Origin of the sequence: Bacteroides sp. HPS0048, assembly GCF_964240755.1 — a bacterium.
Classification (GTDB): domain Bacteria; phylum Bacteroidota; class Bacteroidia; order Bacteroidales; family Bacteroidaceae; genus Bacteroides; species Bacteroides nordii.
This window is the reverse complement of record NZ_CAXSVC010000014.1, coordinates 42,824-61,365: the sequence shown is the minus strand read 5'-3', so window position 1 is coordinate 61,365 and position 18,542 is coordinate 42,824. Positions and strand designations below refer to the sequence as shown.

At 41.0% G+C, this 18,542-nt stretch carries 16 protein-coding genes and 1 tRNA gene; 14 read left to right on the top strand and 3 right to left on the bottom strand.

Annotated elements, in window-relative coordinates; genetic code table 11:
- Positions 1 to 37: 37 nt before the first annotated feature.
- The 11 genes from ACESQI_RS12635 to ACESQI_RS12585 all read left to right on the top strand — a co-directional run bounded on the left by ACESQI_RS12635 (position 38) and on the right by ACESQI_RS12585 (position 12,542).
- Positions 38 to 1,321: a site-specific integrase gene (locus ACESQI_RS12635; RefSeq protein ID WP_015532754.1), complete on the top strand. Its 1,284-nt coding sequence runs from the start codon at positions 38 to 40 to the stop codon at positions 1,319 to 1,321.
- A gap of 69 nt (positions 1,322 to 1,390) precedes the next feature.
- The gene (locus ACESQI_RS12630; RefSeq protein WP_007758905.1) at positions 1,391 to 2,683 is read left to right on the top strand and encodes a YhcG family protein; all 1,293 of its coding nucleotides are present in this window, start codon (positions 1,391 to 1,393) and stop codon (positions 2,681 to 2,683) included.
- An 11-nt stretch (positions 2,684 to 2,694) separates the two neighbouring features.
- Positions 2,695 to 3,735, top strand: coding sequence for a hypothetical protein (locus tag ACESQI_RS12625; protein WP_007758904.1), 1,041 nt, complete (start codon positions 2,695 to 2,697; stop codon positions 3,733 to 3,735).
- 222 nt (positions 3,736 to 3,957) lie between these two features.
- On the top strand, positions 3,958 to 4,266 hold the full coding sequence (locus tag ACESQI_RS12620) for a DUF3853 family protein (RefSeq protein ID WP_005856031.1): 309 nt from the start codon (positions 3,958 to 3,960) through the stop codon (positions 4,264 to 4,266).
- Between the two features lie 14 nt (positions 4,267 to 4,280).
- Positions 4,281 to 5,357 (top strand): AAA family ATPase, encoded by a 1,077-nt coding sequence (locus tag ACESQI_RS12615; RefSeq protein ID WP_373126222.1) that lies wholly within the window; start codon positions 4,281 to 4,283, stop codon positions 5,355 to 5,357.
- A 211-nt stretch (positions 5,358 to 5,568) separates the two neighbouring features.
- Positions 5,569 to 6,525 carry a toprim domain-containing protein gene (locus ACESQI_RS12610; protein WP_007758899.1) on the top strand — a complete coding sequence of 319 codons (957 nt, stop codon included), beginning with the start codon at positions 5,569 to 5,571 and terminating at the stop codon, positions 6,523 to 6,525.
- Between the two features lie 217 nt (positions 6,526 to 6,742).
- Positions 6,743 to 8,146, top strand: a complete 1,404-nt coding sequence (locus tag ACESQI_RS12605) for a hypothetical protein (RefSeq protein ID WP_007758898.1) — start codon at positions 6,743 to 6,745, stop codon at positions 8,144 to 8,146.
- Positions 8,147 to 8,419: 273 nt separating this feature from the next.
- Positions 8,420 to 9,679 carry a DUF4433 domain-containing protein gene (locus tag ACESQI_RS12600; RefSeq protein ID WP_007758897.1) on the top strand — a complete coding sequence of 420 codons (1,260 nt, stop codon included), beginning with the start codon at positions 8,420 to 8,422 and terminating at the stop codon, positions 9,677 to 9,679.
- A 2-nt stretch (positions 9,680 to 9,681) separates the two neighbouring features.
- On the top strand, positions 9,682 to 10,380 hold the full coding sequence (locus ACESQI_RS12595) for a hypothetical protein (protein WP_015532738.1): 699 nt from the start codon (positions 9,682 to 9,684) through the stop codon (positions 10,378 to 10,380).
- 18 nt (positions 10,381 to 10,398) lie between these two features.
- Positions 10,399 to 11,895: a hypothetical protein gene (locus tag ACESQI_RS12590; protein WP_225982657.1), complete on the top strand. Its 1,497-nt coding sequence runs from the start codon at positions 10,399 to 10,401 to the stop codon at positions 11,893 to 11,895.
- Positions 11,896 to 11,897: 2 nt separating this feature from the next.
- Positions 11,898 to 12,542, top strand: a complete 645-nt coding sequence (locus ACESQI_RS12585; protein ID WP_007758894.1) for a hypothetical protein — start codon at positions 11,898 to 11,900, stop codon at positions 12,540 to 12,542.
- A 163-nt stretch (positions 12,543 to 12,705) separates the two neighbouring features.
- On the opposite strand, the gene ACESQI_RS12580 is transcribed toward ACESQI_RS12585, so the two are convergent.
- Positions 12,706 to 12,790: transfer RNA gene (locus ACESQI_RS12580), tRNA-Ser, on the bottom strand.
- A 289-nt stretch (positions 12,791 to 13,079) separates the two neighbouring features.
- On the opposite strand from ACESQI_RS12580, the gene pflB reads away from it, so the two are divergent.
- Genes pflB through pflA form a run of 3 tightly spaced genes read left to right on the top strand, consistent with a single transcriptional unit; the run spans position 13,080 to position 16,459 of the window.
- A complete protein-coding gene (gene pflB, locus ACESQI_RS12575; RefSeq protein WP_195571716.1) occupies positions 13,080 to 15,308 on the top strand; it encodes a formate C-acetyltransferase in 2,229 nt (742 codons plus the stop codon).
- A 30-nt stretch (positions 15,309 to 15,338) separates the two neighbouring features.
- A complete protein-coding gene (locus ACESQI_RS12570) occupies positions 15,339 to 15,698 on the top strand; it encodes a four helix bundle protein (protein WP_122202183.1) in 360 nt (119 codons plus the stop codon).
- 2 nt (positions 15,699 to 15,700) lie between these two features.
- A complete protein-coding gene (gene pflA / locus ACESQI_RS12565) occupies positions 15,701 to 16,459 on the top strand; it encodes a pyruvate formate-lyase-activating protein (RefSeq protein WP_196039233.1) in 759 nt (252 codons plus the stop codon).
- A 97-nt stretch (positions 16,460 to 16,556) separates the two neighbouring features.
- Here the strand turns inward: pflA and ACESQI_RS12560 are convergent, their stop codons facing one another.
- Both ACESQI_RS12560 and ACESQI_RS12555 read right to left on the bottom strand, forming a co-directional pair.
- Positions 16,557 to 17,807, bottom strand: coding sequence for an outer membrane beta-barrel protein (locus ACESQI_RS12560; protein ID WP_195660781.1), 1,251 nt, complete (start codon positions 17,805 to 17,807; stop codon positions 16,557 to 16,559).
- Positions 17,808 to 17,818: 11 nt separating this feature from the next.
- The gene (locus ACESQI_RS12555) at positions 17,819 to 18,370 is read right to left on the bottom strand and encodes an RNA polymerase sigma factor (protein WP_007484765.1); all 552 of its coding nucleotides are present in this window, start codon (positions 18,368 to 18,370) and stop codon (positions 17,819 to 17,821) included.
- Positions 18,371 to 18,542: the final 172 nt, after the last annotated feature.

Genomic DNA, 18,542 nt, shown 5'->3' with positions numbered 1-18,542 from the left:
TGTATATTTGGGTGTAGAATTTCAAACGCACCCAATTATGAATATCAAACGTAACATCATTTTTGCATTGGAAAGCCGGAAAAAGAACGGAGTGCCAATCGTGGAGAACGTACCCATCCGTATGCGTGTCATATATGCAAGCCAACGCATCGAGTTTACAACAGGCTATCGGATTGATGTAGCCAAATGGGATGCCGACAAACAACGGGTAAAGAACGGATGCACCAACAAACTAAAGCAAAGCGCATCCGAAATCAATGCGGACTTGCTGAAATACTATGCCGAGATTCAAAACGTATTCAAGGAATTTGAGGTACAGGAAGCCATGCCAACCACCCAACAGCTAAAGGATGCGTTCAACCTGCGGATGAAAGATGCCAACGAAGAGCAGCAGGAAGAAACACAGATAAGCTTTTGGGAGGTATTCGATGAATTTGTAAAGGAGTGTGGCAATCAGAATAATTGGACGGCATCCACCTACGAGAAATTCTCAGCAGTGAAAAACCACCTCAAAGAGTTCAAGGAAGATGTAACCTTTGAATACTTCAATGAGTTCGGCTTGAACGAGTATGTGAATTTCCTGCGTGACAAAAAGGATATGAGGAACAGCACCATCGGCAAACAGATGGGATTCCTCAAATGGTTTCTGCGCTGGAGCTTCAAAAAAGGGCATCATCAGAACATGGCATACGATACTTTCAAACCCAAATTGAAAACCACCTCTAAAAAGGTGATATTCCTGACTTGGGACGAATTGAACAGACTGAAAGATTACCAGATACCAAAAGACAAACAATATCTGGAACGTGTCAGGGACGTTTTTCTGTTCTGTTGCTTCACAAGTCTGCGATATTCAGATGTTCGTAACCTGAAAAGAAGCGATGTGAAACCCGACCATATCGAAGTTACCACAGTCAAAACGGCAGACAGTCTGATAATTGAACTTAACGACCACAGCAAAGCCATACTTGAAAAATACAAGGAAGTTCATTTTGAAAACCATATGGTACTGCCCGTCATCAGTAACCAAAAGATGAATGATTATTTGAAAGAATTGGGGGAACTGGCTGAAATCAATGAGCCTGTACGGGAGACTTATTATAAAGGAAATGAACGTATAGATGAAGTCACCCCGAAATACGCATTGCTAAGCACCCATGCAGGAAGAAGAACATTTATTTGCAATGCGCTGGCTCTCGGTATTCCGGCACAGGTAGTAATGAAATGGACGGGGCATAGCGACTATAAAGCCATGAAACCTTATATTGACATAGCGGATGATATTAAGGCAAATGCCATGAACAAGTTTAACCAACTATAAAAGTATCAATCAGTTTCATAAATTATCCACTATTTGAATTATATTTGCGACAACAATAAACATTGAAACATGGAAAACAACAAAGAACATCATATAGAAAGAACGAACTTTGACGCATTTGTTCATGCTGTCGGTTCGGAAATAGAACAAGCGCAAGTCCGGCTGATTACCGCAGCCAATGCGCAAATGCTATTCCATTACTGGAAAATGGGCAACTATATCCTGTATCATCAGAACTTACAAGGCTGGGGAAGCAAAATCATCAAGCAACTGGCAAAGGCTATCCGATTCAATTATCCTGAAAAGAAAGGCTATTCGGAACGTAACCTTACTTATATGTGCCAATTCGCACGGTCATATCCGCTGAACGTGCTACGAAGTTTCATTGATACGGATGCAAGGCTATCTGTTCCAAGCATACAGAATGTCACGGATGAAGTCTTGAAACTAAACAACGGACAATTTACGCAAGAACTTACTGCGCAAATACAATCCACTGATAGTCAGTTGTTAGAATTTACGCAAGAACCTCTTGCGCAAATTCAGAATGTTGCCAAAACTGTATCTGCCATTTACCGGATAACGATTGAGGATATAGAAAAATTATTTTTGGCATCCCCTGTTGCCAGAATAAATTGGGCAAGCCATGTAATCATGCTCAATAATTCGCTTCCATTAGGTGTAAAATATTGGTACATGAAGCAATCGGTAGAAATGGGCTGGAGCAGCAATGTTCTTAAAATACAAATTGAAACCAACCTATATAACAGACAAATCAGCAACAACAAGGTAAACAATTTCACAGCCACACTTCCGGCACCACAAAGCGACCTTGCCAATTACCTACTGAAAGACCCGTATATCTTCGATTTGGCAGGAGCGAAAGAAAAGGCAGACGAAAGGGACATAGAGGAGCAACTGGTAAAGCACGTTACCCGTTATTTGTTGGAAATGGGCAACGGTTTTGCCTTTGTCGCCCGACAAAAGCATTTTCAAATAGGCAACAGCGATTTCTTTGCCGACCTTATTCTATATTCCATTCCCCTACACGCATACATCGTAGTGGAATTAAAGGCTACCCCATTCAAACCGGAGTATGCAGGACAACTGAACTTCTACATCAATGTGGTGGATGACAAGATGAGGGGAGAGAATGACAACAAGACTATCGGGTTGTTGCTGTGCAAAGGAAAAGACGAAGTTGTAGCACAATACGCCTTGACAGGCTACGACCAGCCGATAGGTATCAGCGATTATCAGTTGAGCAAGGCTATACCTGAGAATTTAAAATCAGTTCTGCCAAGTATAGAAGAAGTAGAGGAAGAACTGACTTCCTTTCTTGATAAAGATAAGAATCCATAAACTAAGTGTACATGGCAGTAGAAATACAGATTATGATTCCCCAATATGGCGAACTCAATCGAATATACAGCGATTTTATAATCAGCCATACTTTCTCTTTTGACAAGCAGAAATTCATCACGGACTTCTATAAGCAATACAATGATACAACAGCTTTTGAAGCCGCTATCCTTGAACTGGTGCTTGACAAACATAAAGAACAATATACTCTGATTCTCAACAGCCTGAGAACCGAGATAGAGAAGAACATACTGATTTACGAAAAACATCCATTGTTTGATGATGAGATAATTTCCCGTGTATGCTACAACTTCGCTGGCAGATATGACACTGATATAGAAGCGCAGTTGAGAGTTACACAAAAATTAAGCAAGCCCTTGAATGAAGCATATAACAGATATGATTCCATTGGCTACAGGGAACATACGGCAGAGGAAGAGAAGCAAGCCGAGAAGGAGTATGAACGCTGCAAGGCTGAATACGACAAGGAAAAGAAGGAATTGGACAAACTCTATGAATTGCAAAAGCAAGACAGGAAAGAGGCTTTTCAATATACGGAAAACCTTTCCGATAATGTTTACCGCCTGAGTATTCTTTTTATGGAAATCTTGAAAAAGTACCTTCCTGATGATGTGAAAGAGAAACGACCGGAGGAATCTGTCGAGCAAAATGCGCAAGAAGAAGTACAGAATACACCGGAGGAACAGCATGAATATTTTGACATGAAGCCGCTTTCGCCCATTCATGGAACCTGTGTCGGGGAACAGTTCGAAGCCATTACCATAGCGGACTTCTATGCCAATATAAACCTGTACCCCTGCAAGAACAAACTAAAAATCAAGGCAAGGGAAAAGATACGGGTGTGTTACCTGATATTCCTGATGAGCGAAAAACTATCCAAGCAATACAGGGATGAATGGCGAGACAAGATATTGAAACTACTGGATATTGACGAGAGCTATTACAGGTCGAAGTACAAAGAACCCGTTTCCGATTTTCCGAGTGACAGCAACCAGAAATTCGCCAAAGAAATGGAAAGCATATTCAGATAATCCGTGATATATCCTGACATTCCACGAATTACCACTTTTACCACTCAAATTAATTTTTGAGTGGTATTTTTATTATTTGATATTCAGCGATATATAACGACTTCAGATTTATATCATCCACATCCTTACCACTTATAACCATACCTAATTTTGCATCGTTCGAGAACAGAAATAACAGCCAGTGCGCAGGGCTGATTGTTAAACGACTAAATAGATTGGATGATGACAAATCTTCAAGAGTTATTATTAAAACCCGTCTGGCAGATGACAGGCGAAGAGTTCATATTCCTAAGCAAGCACGCTTCCAACCAAACGGAAGCGCAACCGCAGCCCGTCACGGACACAGAAAGAAAGTATGTGTACGGAATACTTGGCATTGCCAAACTGTTCGGGTGCAGTCTGCCCACCGCCAACCGTATAAAGAAAAGCGGAAAGATTGACAAAGCCATTACGCAAATAGGACGCAAGATTATCGTGGATGCGGAACTTGCCCTTGAACTGGCCGGAAAGAAAACCGGAGGACGGAAATAACGGGAGGTGTACTTATGGATTATACGAAAGACAACAAGGAAATATCGGCAGAAGAAGCCGTAATCCTTTGGCAAGCCTCACGTTTGAGCCTGTCGAAAAGTTACGAGAAAGCACCTGAAATTCTCAAAGTACATGGTTCCGTCATAGGAACATTGGGGAATTTCAGCGCATCCATCGGCAAAGCCAAGAGCAAAAAAACTTTCAATGTGTCGGCTATCGTAGCCGCCACATTGAAGAACGGTACGGTATTGCGATATGTGGCGGAACTTCCGGAAGACAAACGGAAAATCCTTTATGTGGACACGGAACAGAGCCCTTATCATTGCCTGAAAGTCATGAAACGTATTTTACGGATGGCAGGACTTCCCGATGACAGGGACAATGAGCATCTTGAATTTCTCGCTTTGAGGAAATACACGCCCGAACAGCGTATCAGGATTGTAGAGCAGGCTATCTACAATACGCCTGACATAGCCCTTGTAATCATAGACGGCATCCGTGACATGGTATATGACATCAACAGTCCCGGTGAATCGACACGCATCATATCCAAACTGATGCAGTGGACGGACGACAGGCAGATACATATCCACACGATACTCCACCAGAACAAGGGGGATGAGAACGCGAGGGGACATATCGGTACTGAACTGAACAACAAGGCAGAAACCGTACTCCTTGTGGAAAAGGACAAGAACAATGGAGATATAAGCAATGTTTCAGCCATGCACATACGGGCAATGGACTTCGAGCCTTTCGCATTCCGTATCAATGACAACGCCCTGCCCGAACTCATGGAGGGGTACAAGCCCAAAGCCAAGAAACCGGGAAGACCGGAAGAGGAAAAGTTCGACCCTTACAGGCATATCACCGAACATCAGCACCGAATCGCACTGGAAGCTGTTTTCGGGCTGAAAGAGGAATACGGCTACAAGGAGCTGGAAGACACCTTAATCAAGACATACGTGTCAGTGGGTGTAAAGCTGAACCATAAAAAGGCGGTATCGCTCATCACCATGCTTCGGAACAAACGGATGATAGTGCAGGAGAACGGCAGAAAGTACACGTTCATGCCCGACTTCCACTATTAACCCACACCTTGCAATCGCTTCACTTTATTCCGAGGGTCTATATATTAGGGATAAAGCGAAGTGGTTGCGGAATGTGGTAAAACCGCTTCACTTTATTACCGTACTCTATATATACGAAAATAAAGTGAAGTGATTATAGACCGTACTTCATAAAGAGGTACGGGCGAAAAGAGAAATAAACCAATTCAATTATCATTAAACCTTTCATTTTATGGATATACAGACAGCGAAACAAATCAAGATAGCAGATTATCTGCACAGTCTGGGCTTTTCTCCCGTCAAACAGCAAGGGATAAACCTGTGGTACAAATCACCGCTAAGGGAAGAAACGGAAGCCTCGTTCAAGGTGAATACCGAACGCAACCAATGGTATGATTTTGCACTCGGCAAGGGTGGGAATATCATCGCACTGGCACAGGAACTTTATTGTTCCGACCATGTGCCATTTCTCCTGCAAAGAATCGAAGAACAGACACCCCGTATTCGTCCCGTATCTTTTTCTTTTGGCAAGCAGTCATCTTCCGAGCCAAGTTTTCAACAACTGGAGATTGTGCCGCTTTCTTCTCCTTTCCTGCTCACCTACTTGCAGGAAAGGGGAATAAACATTGCACTGGCGAAAAGAGAATGCAGTGAAGCGCACTTCACCCATAACGGCAAACGGTATTTCGCCATCGCCTTTCCTAATGTATCGGGTGGGTATGAAATCCGCAACAGATATTTCAAAGGCTGTATTGCCCCAAAGGAAATATCCCACATCAGACAATCGGGGACAGCAAGGGAAACGTGTTATGTGTTCGAAGGTTTTATGGACTATCTTTCATTCCTTACTTTGAGATTGGAGAATTGCCCGAAATATCCCGAACTGGACAGGCAAGATTATATGGTGCTGAACTCCGTAGCCAATGTTTCCAAAGCCCTCTATCCTTTGGGGAACTACGAGCGAATCCATTGTTTCTTTGACAATGACCGTACAGGGATGGAAGCACTCCAACAAATCCGTATGGAATACGGCAGGGACTTATATATCCGTGATGCTTCGCAGACCTACAGCGGATGCAAGGATTTGAACGAATACTTACAGAAACAGACTGAAAGAAACAGGCAAGTCCGGTCTGCAAAGGAAACGCACAGCCGACCACCGAAAAAGAAAAACGGCTTTCGGTTATAGCCCACTATAACTACACGCTTCGCTTTCGTAGTTGTGGGCTCTCCCGAGGGGATTAGGGCTTTGCCCTAATGATCCACTCAGGGCGTTTCTCCCCTGAGAACCCAGACCAAAGAGTGACCCTCTCTTTGGAAACTCCGCTTATGGGTTGCACCCCTAAGAACCCCTCTGCGAAAGCGAACAAAACAATCTATCGTAAACAATAAATCTGAATAGTAGTATGGCAATAAAATCAAGCATACATATCAAACCTTGCAACACCAAATCAAGCGAGGCTCACAACAGGAGGACTGCCGAGTATATGCGTAATATCGGAGAGTCCAGAATCTACATTGTGTCCGAACTCTCTGCCGACAACGAGCAGTGGGTAAACCCGGACTTCGGCAATTCGAATTTGCAGACGCACTACGACAACATCAAACGGATGGTAAAGGAGAAGACAGGTCGTGCCATGCAGGAGAAAGAGCGTGAGCGCAAAGGGAAGAACGGAAAAATCATAAAAGTGGCAGGATGCTCGCCTATCCGTGAGGGTGTGTTGCTCATCAAACCGGACACCACACTGGCAGACGTAAAGAAATTTGGCGAAGAATGCCAAAGACGCTGGGGCATCACTCCGCTTCAAATCTTCCTGCACAAAGATGAAGGGCATTGGCTGAACGGACAGCCTAATGCAGAGGACAAGGAAAGTTTCCAAGTAGGTAAAAAATGGTTCAAGCCAAATTATCATGCTCATATCGTTTTCGACTGGATGAACCACAACACAGGCAAGAGCCGAAAGCTCAATGACAATGATATGATGGAAATGCAGACCTTGGCATCCGACATCCTATTTATGGAACGTGGAAAATCCAAAACCATTACAGGCAAGGAGCATTTGGAGCGAAGCGATTTCATCATCGAGAAACAGAAAGCCGAACTGCAACGTATAGATGAAACCAAGCGACACAAGGAACAACAGATAAATCTTGCTGAACAGGAGCTGAAACAGGTGAAATCAGAAATACGCACTGACAGGCTAAAGAAAACAGCCACCAATGCAGCCACCGCCATAGCAAGCGGTGTCGGTTCTCTTTTCGGAAGTGGAAAATTGAAAGAGCTGGAACAAGCCAACGAGAAATTGCGTCAGGAAGTGGTCAAGCGCAATAAGGGTATTGACGAACTAAAAGCCAAGATGCAACAAATGCAGGAACAGCACGGCAAACAGATACGCAATCTTCAAGGAATACACAACCAAGAACTTGAAACCAAAGACAGAGAAATATCACGACTGAATACCATCCTTGAAAAAGCGTTCAATTGGTTTCCATTGCTCAAGGAAATGTTGAGAATGGAAAAACTATGTTATGCCATCGGATTTACCAAAGATATGGTAAATAGCCTTTTGACAAAAAAGGAAGCTATCAGATGTAATGGAAAAATCTATTCCGAAGAACATAGACGAAGATTTGAAATCAAAAACGACATCTTCAAAGTAGAAAAAAATCCGACCGATAATCGTAAATTAATACTAACTATAAACAAACAGCCGATAGGAGAATGGTTCAAGGAGCAATGGGAGAAATTAAGGCATGGTTTGCGACAATCAGCAGAAGAACCAAGAAAAAGTAGAGGATTCAGAATGTAATCTTGATAGTATTTGATTGTATCTCAATAAAATTCCATATCTTTGTAAGTGGATTAGGGCAACCATTTCCAAGACATAGAAGAAAAAGAAGAAGCGTTATGCTTATCTTGTACTTGAAAACGTAGGAAATTTTCAAATTGGATACAAGGATAGCATAGTGGTTCTCACGCTATAGCGTGGGCTGCTATTGTTACATCTGTATCCAAGGTTTCCTACGACCTTCAAGTAGAGTGTGGCATACAGTTCCACGCTTCGTGTTAAAAGGTATATAGTATGATTTTTAAATGGCTTAAAAAACTGTTTGGATTATATGATAGTTCACCAACTGAAATCCTTTCAAATGGTGAACTCAAGCCATCTGCACCTAAATCGCTTTGTGATGAATTTGACAAAAGAAAAGAACGTGTAAAGCAAAATAGGGACAAACTTAAACAATCATCAACTGATTGGTATGTTTTAAATATTCCTCCCCAAAAAGATGAATTACAAACTCGTGTCTTTTCACCGCATAAATTTGAGAATATACCTTCTCTCCAAGCTTTAAAAGATGAAAGATTAAGAAAAGAGGCATATGAATTAAAAGTACGAGAGGAAAAGGCAAAATTATTATTGGATAAACTTGAAATCCTTATTGCGCAGCGAAAGTGTCAAGAGGCAAAGCAAATAATGGATGAAATTACGCATGAAATAGTGCGTACAAAAGATTCGATTATAATAAAACAATATGCGAATATACAAAAATCATTATCTGAATTAGAAAAAGAATTAGAACATGAAAGATTTGTTAAGTTAGCCGAAGAGCAAAAACGCAAAGAGGAAGAAGAACGTAAGAAAAGAGAAAGAGAAGAAAAGGAAAAGGTAGAGAATGAAAAAAGAATAGCAGAAGAACGAATACGGCGACAGCAGGAAGCAAATAGACTTGCGGAAGAAGCCCAAAAAAAAGAACAAGCCGAACAAGCGGAAAGGCAAAGATTGGAATCGTTGTCTGCTGAACGCAAAGAAAATTGGCTTGCATTCAAGCAAGTATTGGAAAACAATGGTATCCGCTATTTGTATCATTTTACAGATAGAAGGAATATTCCATCCATTAAACGGCATGGAGGGTTGTTGTCTTGGAGTTATTGTGAAAAGCATAAAATCGACATACCGAATCCCGGAGGCGGAAATTTAAGCCGTAATTTGGATGAGATGCGGAATTTACAAGACTATGTTCGTTTGAGCTTCACAACAGAACATCCTATGATGTATGTTGCCATGAAAGATGGGAGAATTAGTAATCCTGTCATTCTAAGAATAGATCCAAGTGTGGTATATTTGCAGCATACAATGTATGCAGACATGAATGCTACAACTACGAAACGAACACCTAATATAGGCAAATCCTTGGAAGATTTTAAGAAAATACATTTTTCCACCGTTAAGGCACATAAACATTTTGATTTAGACGAAAATGAACGACCGTATTTCCAAGCGGAAGTAATGGTCATGACATTCATTCCCAAGAAATATATTATAAACCTTGATACTTTTTGATTATGATATACATAGAAAGTAGGAAACGAAAATTGGAGAAGATAAAAGAAGAATATCCAGACGCTGTAATCTTGGATATCACTTCTAACTCAGAGACTCGGTATGCAAAGATTCTGAGTCCATTTTATCCTCATGGGAACATTCCTATTCCTTTTACTGACGGATTAAAGGCAACTTGTGTTGAAGCTGTGTGGCAAGGGTTAAAGGTCTTTGAAGGTGTAGGCGTTGATTTTGCAACATTTAAGAATGACACCATGCGTGATTTGAAAAGAACGGTACGGAAATATGGTGTACCCAAAGGGCACAGTAAGGGTGCATACAGCAAAGAGCTGTTGGGGTATTTTGAAGCAAGAATGCTCATTTATCTTCCTACCTATAAATGGGTGTTAGATAATGTGCCAGAAGTCCACCATGTTGTAGAGAGAATAAAGGAACAAAGCAAAATTCAAGATATAGTCTTACTTGACTATAATACAAATATAGATTTTCGTGATATTTCAAAACCTATGTCTCATGCTGGCTTGGTAAAATTATATATAGAGGGTAAATATCCTGATAATATGGATAATTATAAGCCTATGAACAAGGAGGAAATAGAAGAGAAAAAAATCAGAGAAAAAGAATTTAAGAAAGAGTTAAAGAAAAAAGCGAAAGAAAAGAGAAAGGAACAAACCAACAATTTGTTCGACGAAATCAAATAATCAAAAAATATAATGACAATGAATAATTTACATGAATATATCGGCTTGATTATTGCTATAATAGTTGTCTTGATTGTTATTGCAGCCCAAATCTATAGCTTTCTTAAAACAAAGAAAAAAATTTCAGAATTGGAAGGTCTATTTGAAGATGTTGATAATTTGTCTCTCAAAGAAACATCGATAACATCTGGTATCTTGCAAAATAAGTCCTCATTACAGAAGTTCTTGCAGAACATACCTTCCCGTTATAGCGATGAAGATGATAGCGGTGATGAATATACAGATTTGTCGTTGATAGTTCCTCAAAACAAAAATATCTATGGGAAATTAGGATTGATTATTTATCGCACTAATGAATATTTGTGCAAAAACACTGGAACAAGCGCAGATTTGGGAATACTTGAAGATATTTGTGATAGTCAAAAAGGAGCATTAGAAGATGAAATACATAATAGCCTTAACGTTCCTCTTTATTTAGGTTTAGCAGGAACATTCGTTGGTATAATTACGGGGCTGATAGGGGTTGATTTCAATCAGATTTTTGGCGAAACTGATAATTTAAGTGGATTGCAGCATCTTTTGTATGGTATTATAGCAGCCATGTGCGCAAGTTTACTGGGATTGGGCTTTACTGTATATAATAGCGCTATATCATATAAATCTGCTGTAGCCAAATCCAATGAGGGCAAAGAAGAATACATGAACTTTTTAAGAAGAGAGTTGATGCCGTTATTATCAAATAGTATGGCTTCAAGTCTAAATTCATTAAAAGGTGTGCTTGGACATTTTGTGGACAAGTTCGGACGTAATCTTGATGCGTATGCTAATTCGGCAGAATTATTGAATGACAATCTTGAAAAACAGCATCTTGTCTTAGCCGAAATAAATAAACTGAGCCTTACGCAAACGGCTAATAAAATAGCTGCAACATTTATGCAGTTAAAAGATTCTGCCGATTCTTTAAATGTTTTCAAATCTTATCAAGAACAACTTAATTCTACCATAGCAAATGTATCAGGTATTGTTAATCAAACTCAAACAATCATTGATAAGTTCAAGGACTTTTCTACAGGATTGTCTGTGGTGGTCAGTAATCAAAACAAGACAACAGAACTTCAACGCGAATTTCAAGAAGCCATAACGACTCATTTTCCAACAGGAGCAGAAGCAAGGGATATTTGGAGAAAGGAATTTGACTTGTTTATATCTGAAGGGAAGCAAGTATCTGAAAGCTTATCTACCCAACTTACGGCTTCAACAGAACATATACAAAATTTTGTGGCTAATAATAAAGAGTTCTTTGATACATTTGATAAATTGAAAGAAGTGCTTGATACAATGGTACAATATACGCAAGTTCAAGCGGAATGTTATAAGGATATGAAAGGCGAAATCTTAAACCTTAGAACAGATTATCATAACGCTCAACTTGATAGCATAGAATTGAACAAATCTATTCTTAAGGCAATAGAAACAATGACAAAATCTATTAAGGACTTAAAAGAAGAAAAGTAATTATGCCAAGAAACAGAAGTAACACTTTCTGGTTAAGTTATTCTGACCTCATGACAAGCTTATTTTTTATTATGCTTGTTTTATTTATAGTGTGCGTTGTTAAAATGAAAGGCATTAATGACCAATTAGATAAAGAGGTAAATGCTAAAGAAGAACAGCTCAGAAAAATCGAAGAACTAAATAACTCTATTAAAGAGATAGATAATAAGTATTTCGCATACGATGAGCAATTTAAGAGGCATACATTAAAAGACATTGAAGTATCTTTTAATACCTATAGTTCTAATATTTATGATATAGAGCAAGAGCAACTTGATAAATTACTAAAAGCAGGTCTGGCAATCGCCCATTTTATGAATAGTGCCAAAAGCAAAATTCCAGAAGCTCAATATATGCTTATCATAGAAGGACAATCATCAAAAGATTATTATACAAGAAATTATGAGCTTAGCTATGAAAGAGCATTAGCTTTAATTAAATTCTGGTCAAGTAATGGTATTGAGTTCGATTCACTTGGCAATTGTGAGGTTCTAATTTCAGGAAGTGGACAATCAAGTAAATTTAGAGTTCAACCTGATATTAGAGGGAATAAAGATAACCAACGATTCGTTATGCACATAATCCCTAAACCCGGCATCATAGAATAAATCAAAAAAGGTAGTCAAATGATAGTATACTAAACTCCATTTGATTACCTTTATATAACTGCAATAAAGCTAATCTTAAATAATGCAAAAACACCCAATTTTACATTCTTGGGTGTAAAATTGGGTGTTTATTTCACAATTTGCTGATTTTCAGCATTTATTGCGGAGAGACAGGGATTCGAACCCCGGGTACCTCGCAGTACAACGGTTTTCAAGACCGCCGCAATCGACCACTCTGCCACCTCTCCAAAATGTCCTCTTTTATTCCTCTATCAAGGCTTACATTATCAGCCTACCAAGACTCGTATAAAGGTGCTTGTTGTTAAAAGCGGTGCAAAGATACAAAGAGATTTTAAACCTCCAAACGATTTTATAAAAAAAAGAATAAGTCTTTTTATTTTCTCTCCTTATTTATAGGTATTTTATGCTATTAAACACAAAATAGAGGATATTTATACTTATAATATGAAAAAATGCTTGTAACTTTGCGTGCTCTAAAGAAGAATGGATAACCCAACCACTAACTAATATTTAAGTATGGAATTGAATAAAACCTTTAATGACGGACTTTGGAGCAAAGAAATCAACGTAAGAGATTTCGTCAGTAATAACATTACTCCTTATTATGGAGATGCATCCTTCCTGCAAGGACCTACAGAACGTACAAAGGCAGTGTGGAACTGTTGCCTCAAAGCACTTGAAGAAGAAAGAGCCAACAATGGTGTGCGCTCTCTTGACTACCAGACCGTTTCAACCATCTCCTCTCATAAAGCCGGATACATTGATAAAGAAAACGAGCTTATCGTCGGATTACAGACAGATGAACTGTTAAGACGCGCCATCAAGCCGTTCGGTGGTATCAATGTAGTAGCAAAAGCCTGCCATGAAAATGGTGTAGAGGTAGACGAACGCGTAAAAGATATATTTACTCATTATCGCAAAACTCACAACGACGGAGTATTTGATGTATATACCGAAGAGATCCGTTCATTCCGTTCATTGGGATTCCTTACCGGACTTCCCGATAATTATGCCCGCGGACGTATCATTGGTGACTATCGTCGTCTGGCCCTTTATGGTATCAACCGTCTGATTGAAGCCAAACTTGAAGACCTGAAAGGATTAACCGGTCCCATGACCGAAGCACGTATCCGGCTTCGCGAAGAGGTGGCCGAACAGATCAAGGCACTGAAGGAAATGAAAATAATGGGTGAATACTACGGACTCGACCTCAGCCGCCCGGCATACAACGCACAGGAAGCAGTTCAGTGGGTATATATGGCTTATTTAGCAGCTGTAAAAGAACAGGACGGAGCTGCTATGTCATTGGGTAACGTATCGTCTTTCCTTGATATTTATATTGAATACGATTTAGCTCATGGTAATATCGACGAGACATTTGCACAGGAACTAATTGACCAGTTTGTTATCAAGTTGCGTATGGTACGTCACTTACGCATGCAATCTTATAACGATATTTTTGCCGGAGACCCCACCTGGGTAACCGAATCCATAGGCGGACGTTTCAACGACGGACGTACAAAGGTGACTAAGACTTCTTTCCGTTTCTTACAAACACTATACAACCTGGGAGCATCTCCGGAACCTAATATGACTGTATTGTGGAGTCCCGATCTACCAGAAGGTTTCAAGGAATTCTGTGCAAAAGTTTCTATCGACACCTCTTCTGTACAATACGAAAATGATGATCTGATGCGTGAAGTACGCCAATCGGACGACTATGGTATTGCCTGCTGCGTATCTTATCAGGAAATAGGAAAACAGATACAGTTCTTTGGTGCACGCGCCAACCTGGCAAAGGCTCTGTTACTTGCTATTAATGGCGGACGTTGCGAAAACACGGGTACTGTTATGGTGAAAGATATTCCTGTGCTGACAGGTGATGTACTGAAGTTCGAAGAAGTAATGGCCAACTATAAGAAGGTGTTGACTGAAATTGCCCGCGTGTATAATGATGCAATGAATATCATCCACTACATGCACGATAAGTATTACTACGAGAAGGCACAGATGGCACTTATCGATACCAATCCCCGCATCAACCTGGCATATGGCGTAGCCGGACTTTCTATTGCTATCGACTCTCTGTCTGCCATTAAATATGCAACGGTAAAAGCCCGCCGAAATGACATCGGCCTGACAGAAGGTTTTGATATCAACGGCGAATTCCCTTGCTTCGGTAATGACAACGATAAAGTAGATCACTTAGGTGTAGACCTCGTTTACTACTTTAGCGAAGAGCTGAAAAAGCTGCCGGTTTACAAGAATGCCCGTCCTACCCTTTCATTGCTGACAATCACTTCCAATGTGATGTACGGCAAAAAGACAGGTGCCACTCCGGACGGACGTGCCAAAGGTATTGCTTTTGCTCCGGGAGCCAACCCGATGCACGGACGCGACAAGAATGGTGCTATCGCCTCCCTCAGTTCTGTTGCAAAGTTACGCTACCGTGACTCGCAGGATGGTATCAGTAATACATTCTCCATCGTACCGAAATCACTCGGAGCTTCTGCCGAAGATCGTATAGAGAACCTAATAACAATGATGGATGGCTACTTCACCAAAGGTGCACACCACCTGAATGTCAATGTATTGAACCGCGAAATGCTTGAAGATGCCATGGAGCATCCGGAGAAATATCCGCAACTGACTATTCGTGTATCAGGTTATGCAGTGAACTTCATCAAGCTGAGCCGCGAACATCAACTGGAGGTTTTGAGCCGTTCGTTCCATGAACGTTTTTAATTGACAGTGGACAATTGACAATTGACAGTTATGGGACAAGGTATTATTGGGGACAGGTCTTACAGTTTTGCACTTCGGATCATTAAATTATATAAGTATTTATATAATGACAAAAAGGAATATACATTATCTAAACAAATATTGCGAAGTGGTACGGCGATAGGAGCACTATGTCGTGAAGCAGAACATGCTCAAAGCAAAGCTGATTTTTTAAATAAGATGAATATAGCTCTGAAAGAAGCCAATGAAACAGAATATTGGCTTATGCTTTTAAGAGACAGCGAATTCATCACTAATTGCTCCTTTACTTCGATCCATGAAGATTGTAGTGAAATCATAAAATTATTAATCAGCATTGTAAGAACCACTAAAACATCACTCAATAAATAGCCATGAACTGTCAACTGTCAACTGTCAACTGTCAATTAATCAAAGTTCATTCTTATGAAAGTATGGGAACATTCGACGGGCCGGGACTACGGCTCGTTGTTTTTCTTCAAGGCTGTAATTTCCGTTGTCTTTATTGTGCCAATCCGGATACAATTGCTGTAAAAGGCGGAACAGCCACTGACCCGGAAGAAATTGTCCGCATGGCTATCAATCAGAAACCTTTTTTCGGAAAGCGTGGAGGGATTACTTTCTCCGGAGGTGAACCAACGCTACAAGCAGAAGCGCTGTTACCCCTGTTTCACCGATTGAAAGAAGAGGGTATCCATATCTGTCTCGACAGCAACGGCGGATTATGGAACGAACATGTAGAGAAACTTTTGAAACTGACAGACCTCGTTTTGCTGGATATTAAAGAATTCAATCTTCCACATCACCAAAAGCTTACCGGACGAAGTAATGAACAAACGCTACATACAGCTGCCTGGCTGGAAGAGCATAAACGTCCCTTTTGGTTACGCTATGTGTTGGTGCCGGGATACAGTGATTTTGAAGAAGATATCCGTGCAATGGGACAACAACTGGGTAGTTACCAGATGATCCAAAAAGTAGAAATACTCCCCTATCACACATTAGGTGTACACAAATATGAGGCAATGAAACAAGAGTATCTGCTAAAAGGAATAAAAGAAAATACACCGGAACAAATCGAACAGGCTGCCAACCTGTTCAAAAAATACTTCAAAACAGTACAAATAAATTAGGTGCTTCCCGCACGGGGAAGTACGCCAAGCGGTGTAATTCACAAAAAAAACGGAGACTTAAAAAAGCCTCCGTTTCATTTTATATTTAATGCTATTTTTAATAGGTGAAGCGAATACCTGCCTGTATATTGAAGTTACACGGCGTTTCCTTACGAATGGTTTGCACATTGGAACCATCATCGAAGAAATATGCCACTCCGGGTTCCACGTAAATACCCACATGCTTTGTCGCATTGAATTGTGCGCCCACTGCACCGGCTACCGAAAGCTGCACCGGCTTCACTGTTTGCTTTTCACTCCCTAATTTTCCATATACGCACTTCTCTATCATTCCGCCGGCAGCCACATACAATGTGAAACGGTCCTTATCGAAAAAGTTCCAGTTAGCCCGGACAGGAATACCTATATAATGCAATTTCTGATCGATCATGGCATTACCACCACTCATCTCGACATCCGAAGAAAGTAATGTATACGTCAACCCGGTTTCCACCGAAAACCCTTTTACCAACCCTTTACGTACCGACAAGCCAAAAGAGATAGGCTGATGATGTTTGATGTCCACAATTTCATCCATACGTTTCAAGTAAGGTACCCCTTCTTTAAATACCACCATTTGATTGTCGGGGATGCGAATAATCTCTCCCTCAGCGGCATTGGATACCAGGTTGAGCCGTTGTTCATTAGGTATACCACCACCCGCCAGGTCATTGCCTGTAAGAGAGACTCCTCCTGCGTTGCCTACCGCTGCACCAAGTGACCAACGTCCTTTATTAGATTCCGGCTTTTCTACCGGGATATGCAGTTTATCCTGTCCGGATCTTTTATGTGATTTTACCACAGGTGATTCTTCTTTCGCTACTACCGGTTCTTTTTTTTCAATTTCCTCTTTCTCGTTGACTATCTGCTGCACAGCCTCCTTTCCATCGGCTATTTCACGAACAACCTCAACAGGTACCGAGGGTTCGGTTCCCTGTCTCTCCGCTATTTTCTTCGCTTGTGCAACTATCGGACGGATAGCACGTGCCGGCTCTACTTTCACCACCTGTACATCGGGCGCATCCGTTTGAGGCAATATATCCGGATCAGCAGCCAACATCGGGGTAGCTGTACGACGAATCTCTTCAGCAGTAGGAGTATTCAGGAAGTAAATGCTCAAGGATGTAGCAGCCACCAGCAATACCGCCGCTGCTGTTGCTACCCATTTGCGATAAGGATACAGTATCCGCTTTTCAACAGGCGGCACCAATTCCTTCTCCAGTTGTTCCCAACCGGAAGCGGGCATAGGCTCGGAGTAGTCCTGCAACTTCTCCTTCAGCTTGTCCATCCACATTTCTTTATCTTTCATCTTCTCATCTTTCATCTGTCATTCACCATTAACCATTCTTTCACTCTCCTGGCCAATACACTCTTTGCACGAAACAACTGCGAAGCCGAGGACTTTTCATTTATACCCAGTAACTGAGCAATCTCTTTATGCGACTTATCTTCAAACGTGTATAAGTTGAACACGGTACGATAGCCTGCGGGTAACTCTTCAATAAACTGCATCAGTACTTTTTGCGGTATAGCCTCCACTGCCGCAATATCCGGCTCTTCATAAGTTTCGGGGGCTTCATCAAGCGCCATTGCCTGATTCATCACATCATTTTTACGCAAATACTGTAATGCCACATTTACCATTACACGCTCCATCCATGCTCTGAGAGAACCTTCGCCCCGCCAGGTGAACTTATCAAAAGAAGCAAAGATTTTCAGGAAACCGTCATGTACCAGGTCTTGTGCTGTGTCCCTGTCTCCGGCATACCGGAGACAGATGCCAAGCATCCTCCCTGAATACTGCTCATAAAGTTCTTTGCGGGCACGGTTGTTTCCCTGCCTGCATAGCTCTGTCAGCTCCTGTTCTTCCATTCTCTTTAACACGTGTTTATCTTATAAATGCAGCAAAGATAGAAATACTGCATAGAGAGAGCAAGTCTTTTATTGCTTTTATTTCTTTAACAGTCTGTCGTGCAATATTCTTTTATATCCTGTATTTTTCATACAGTGTGCCTCCCACACGGAGAGGTACGCCGGGCGATGA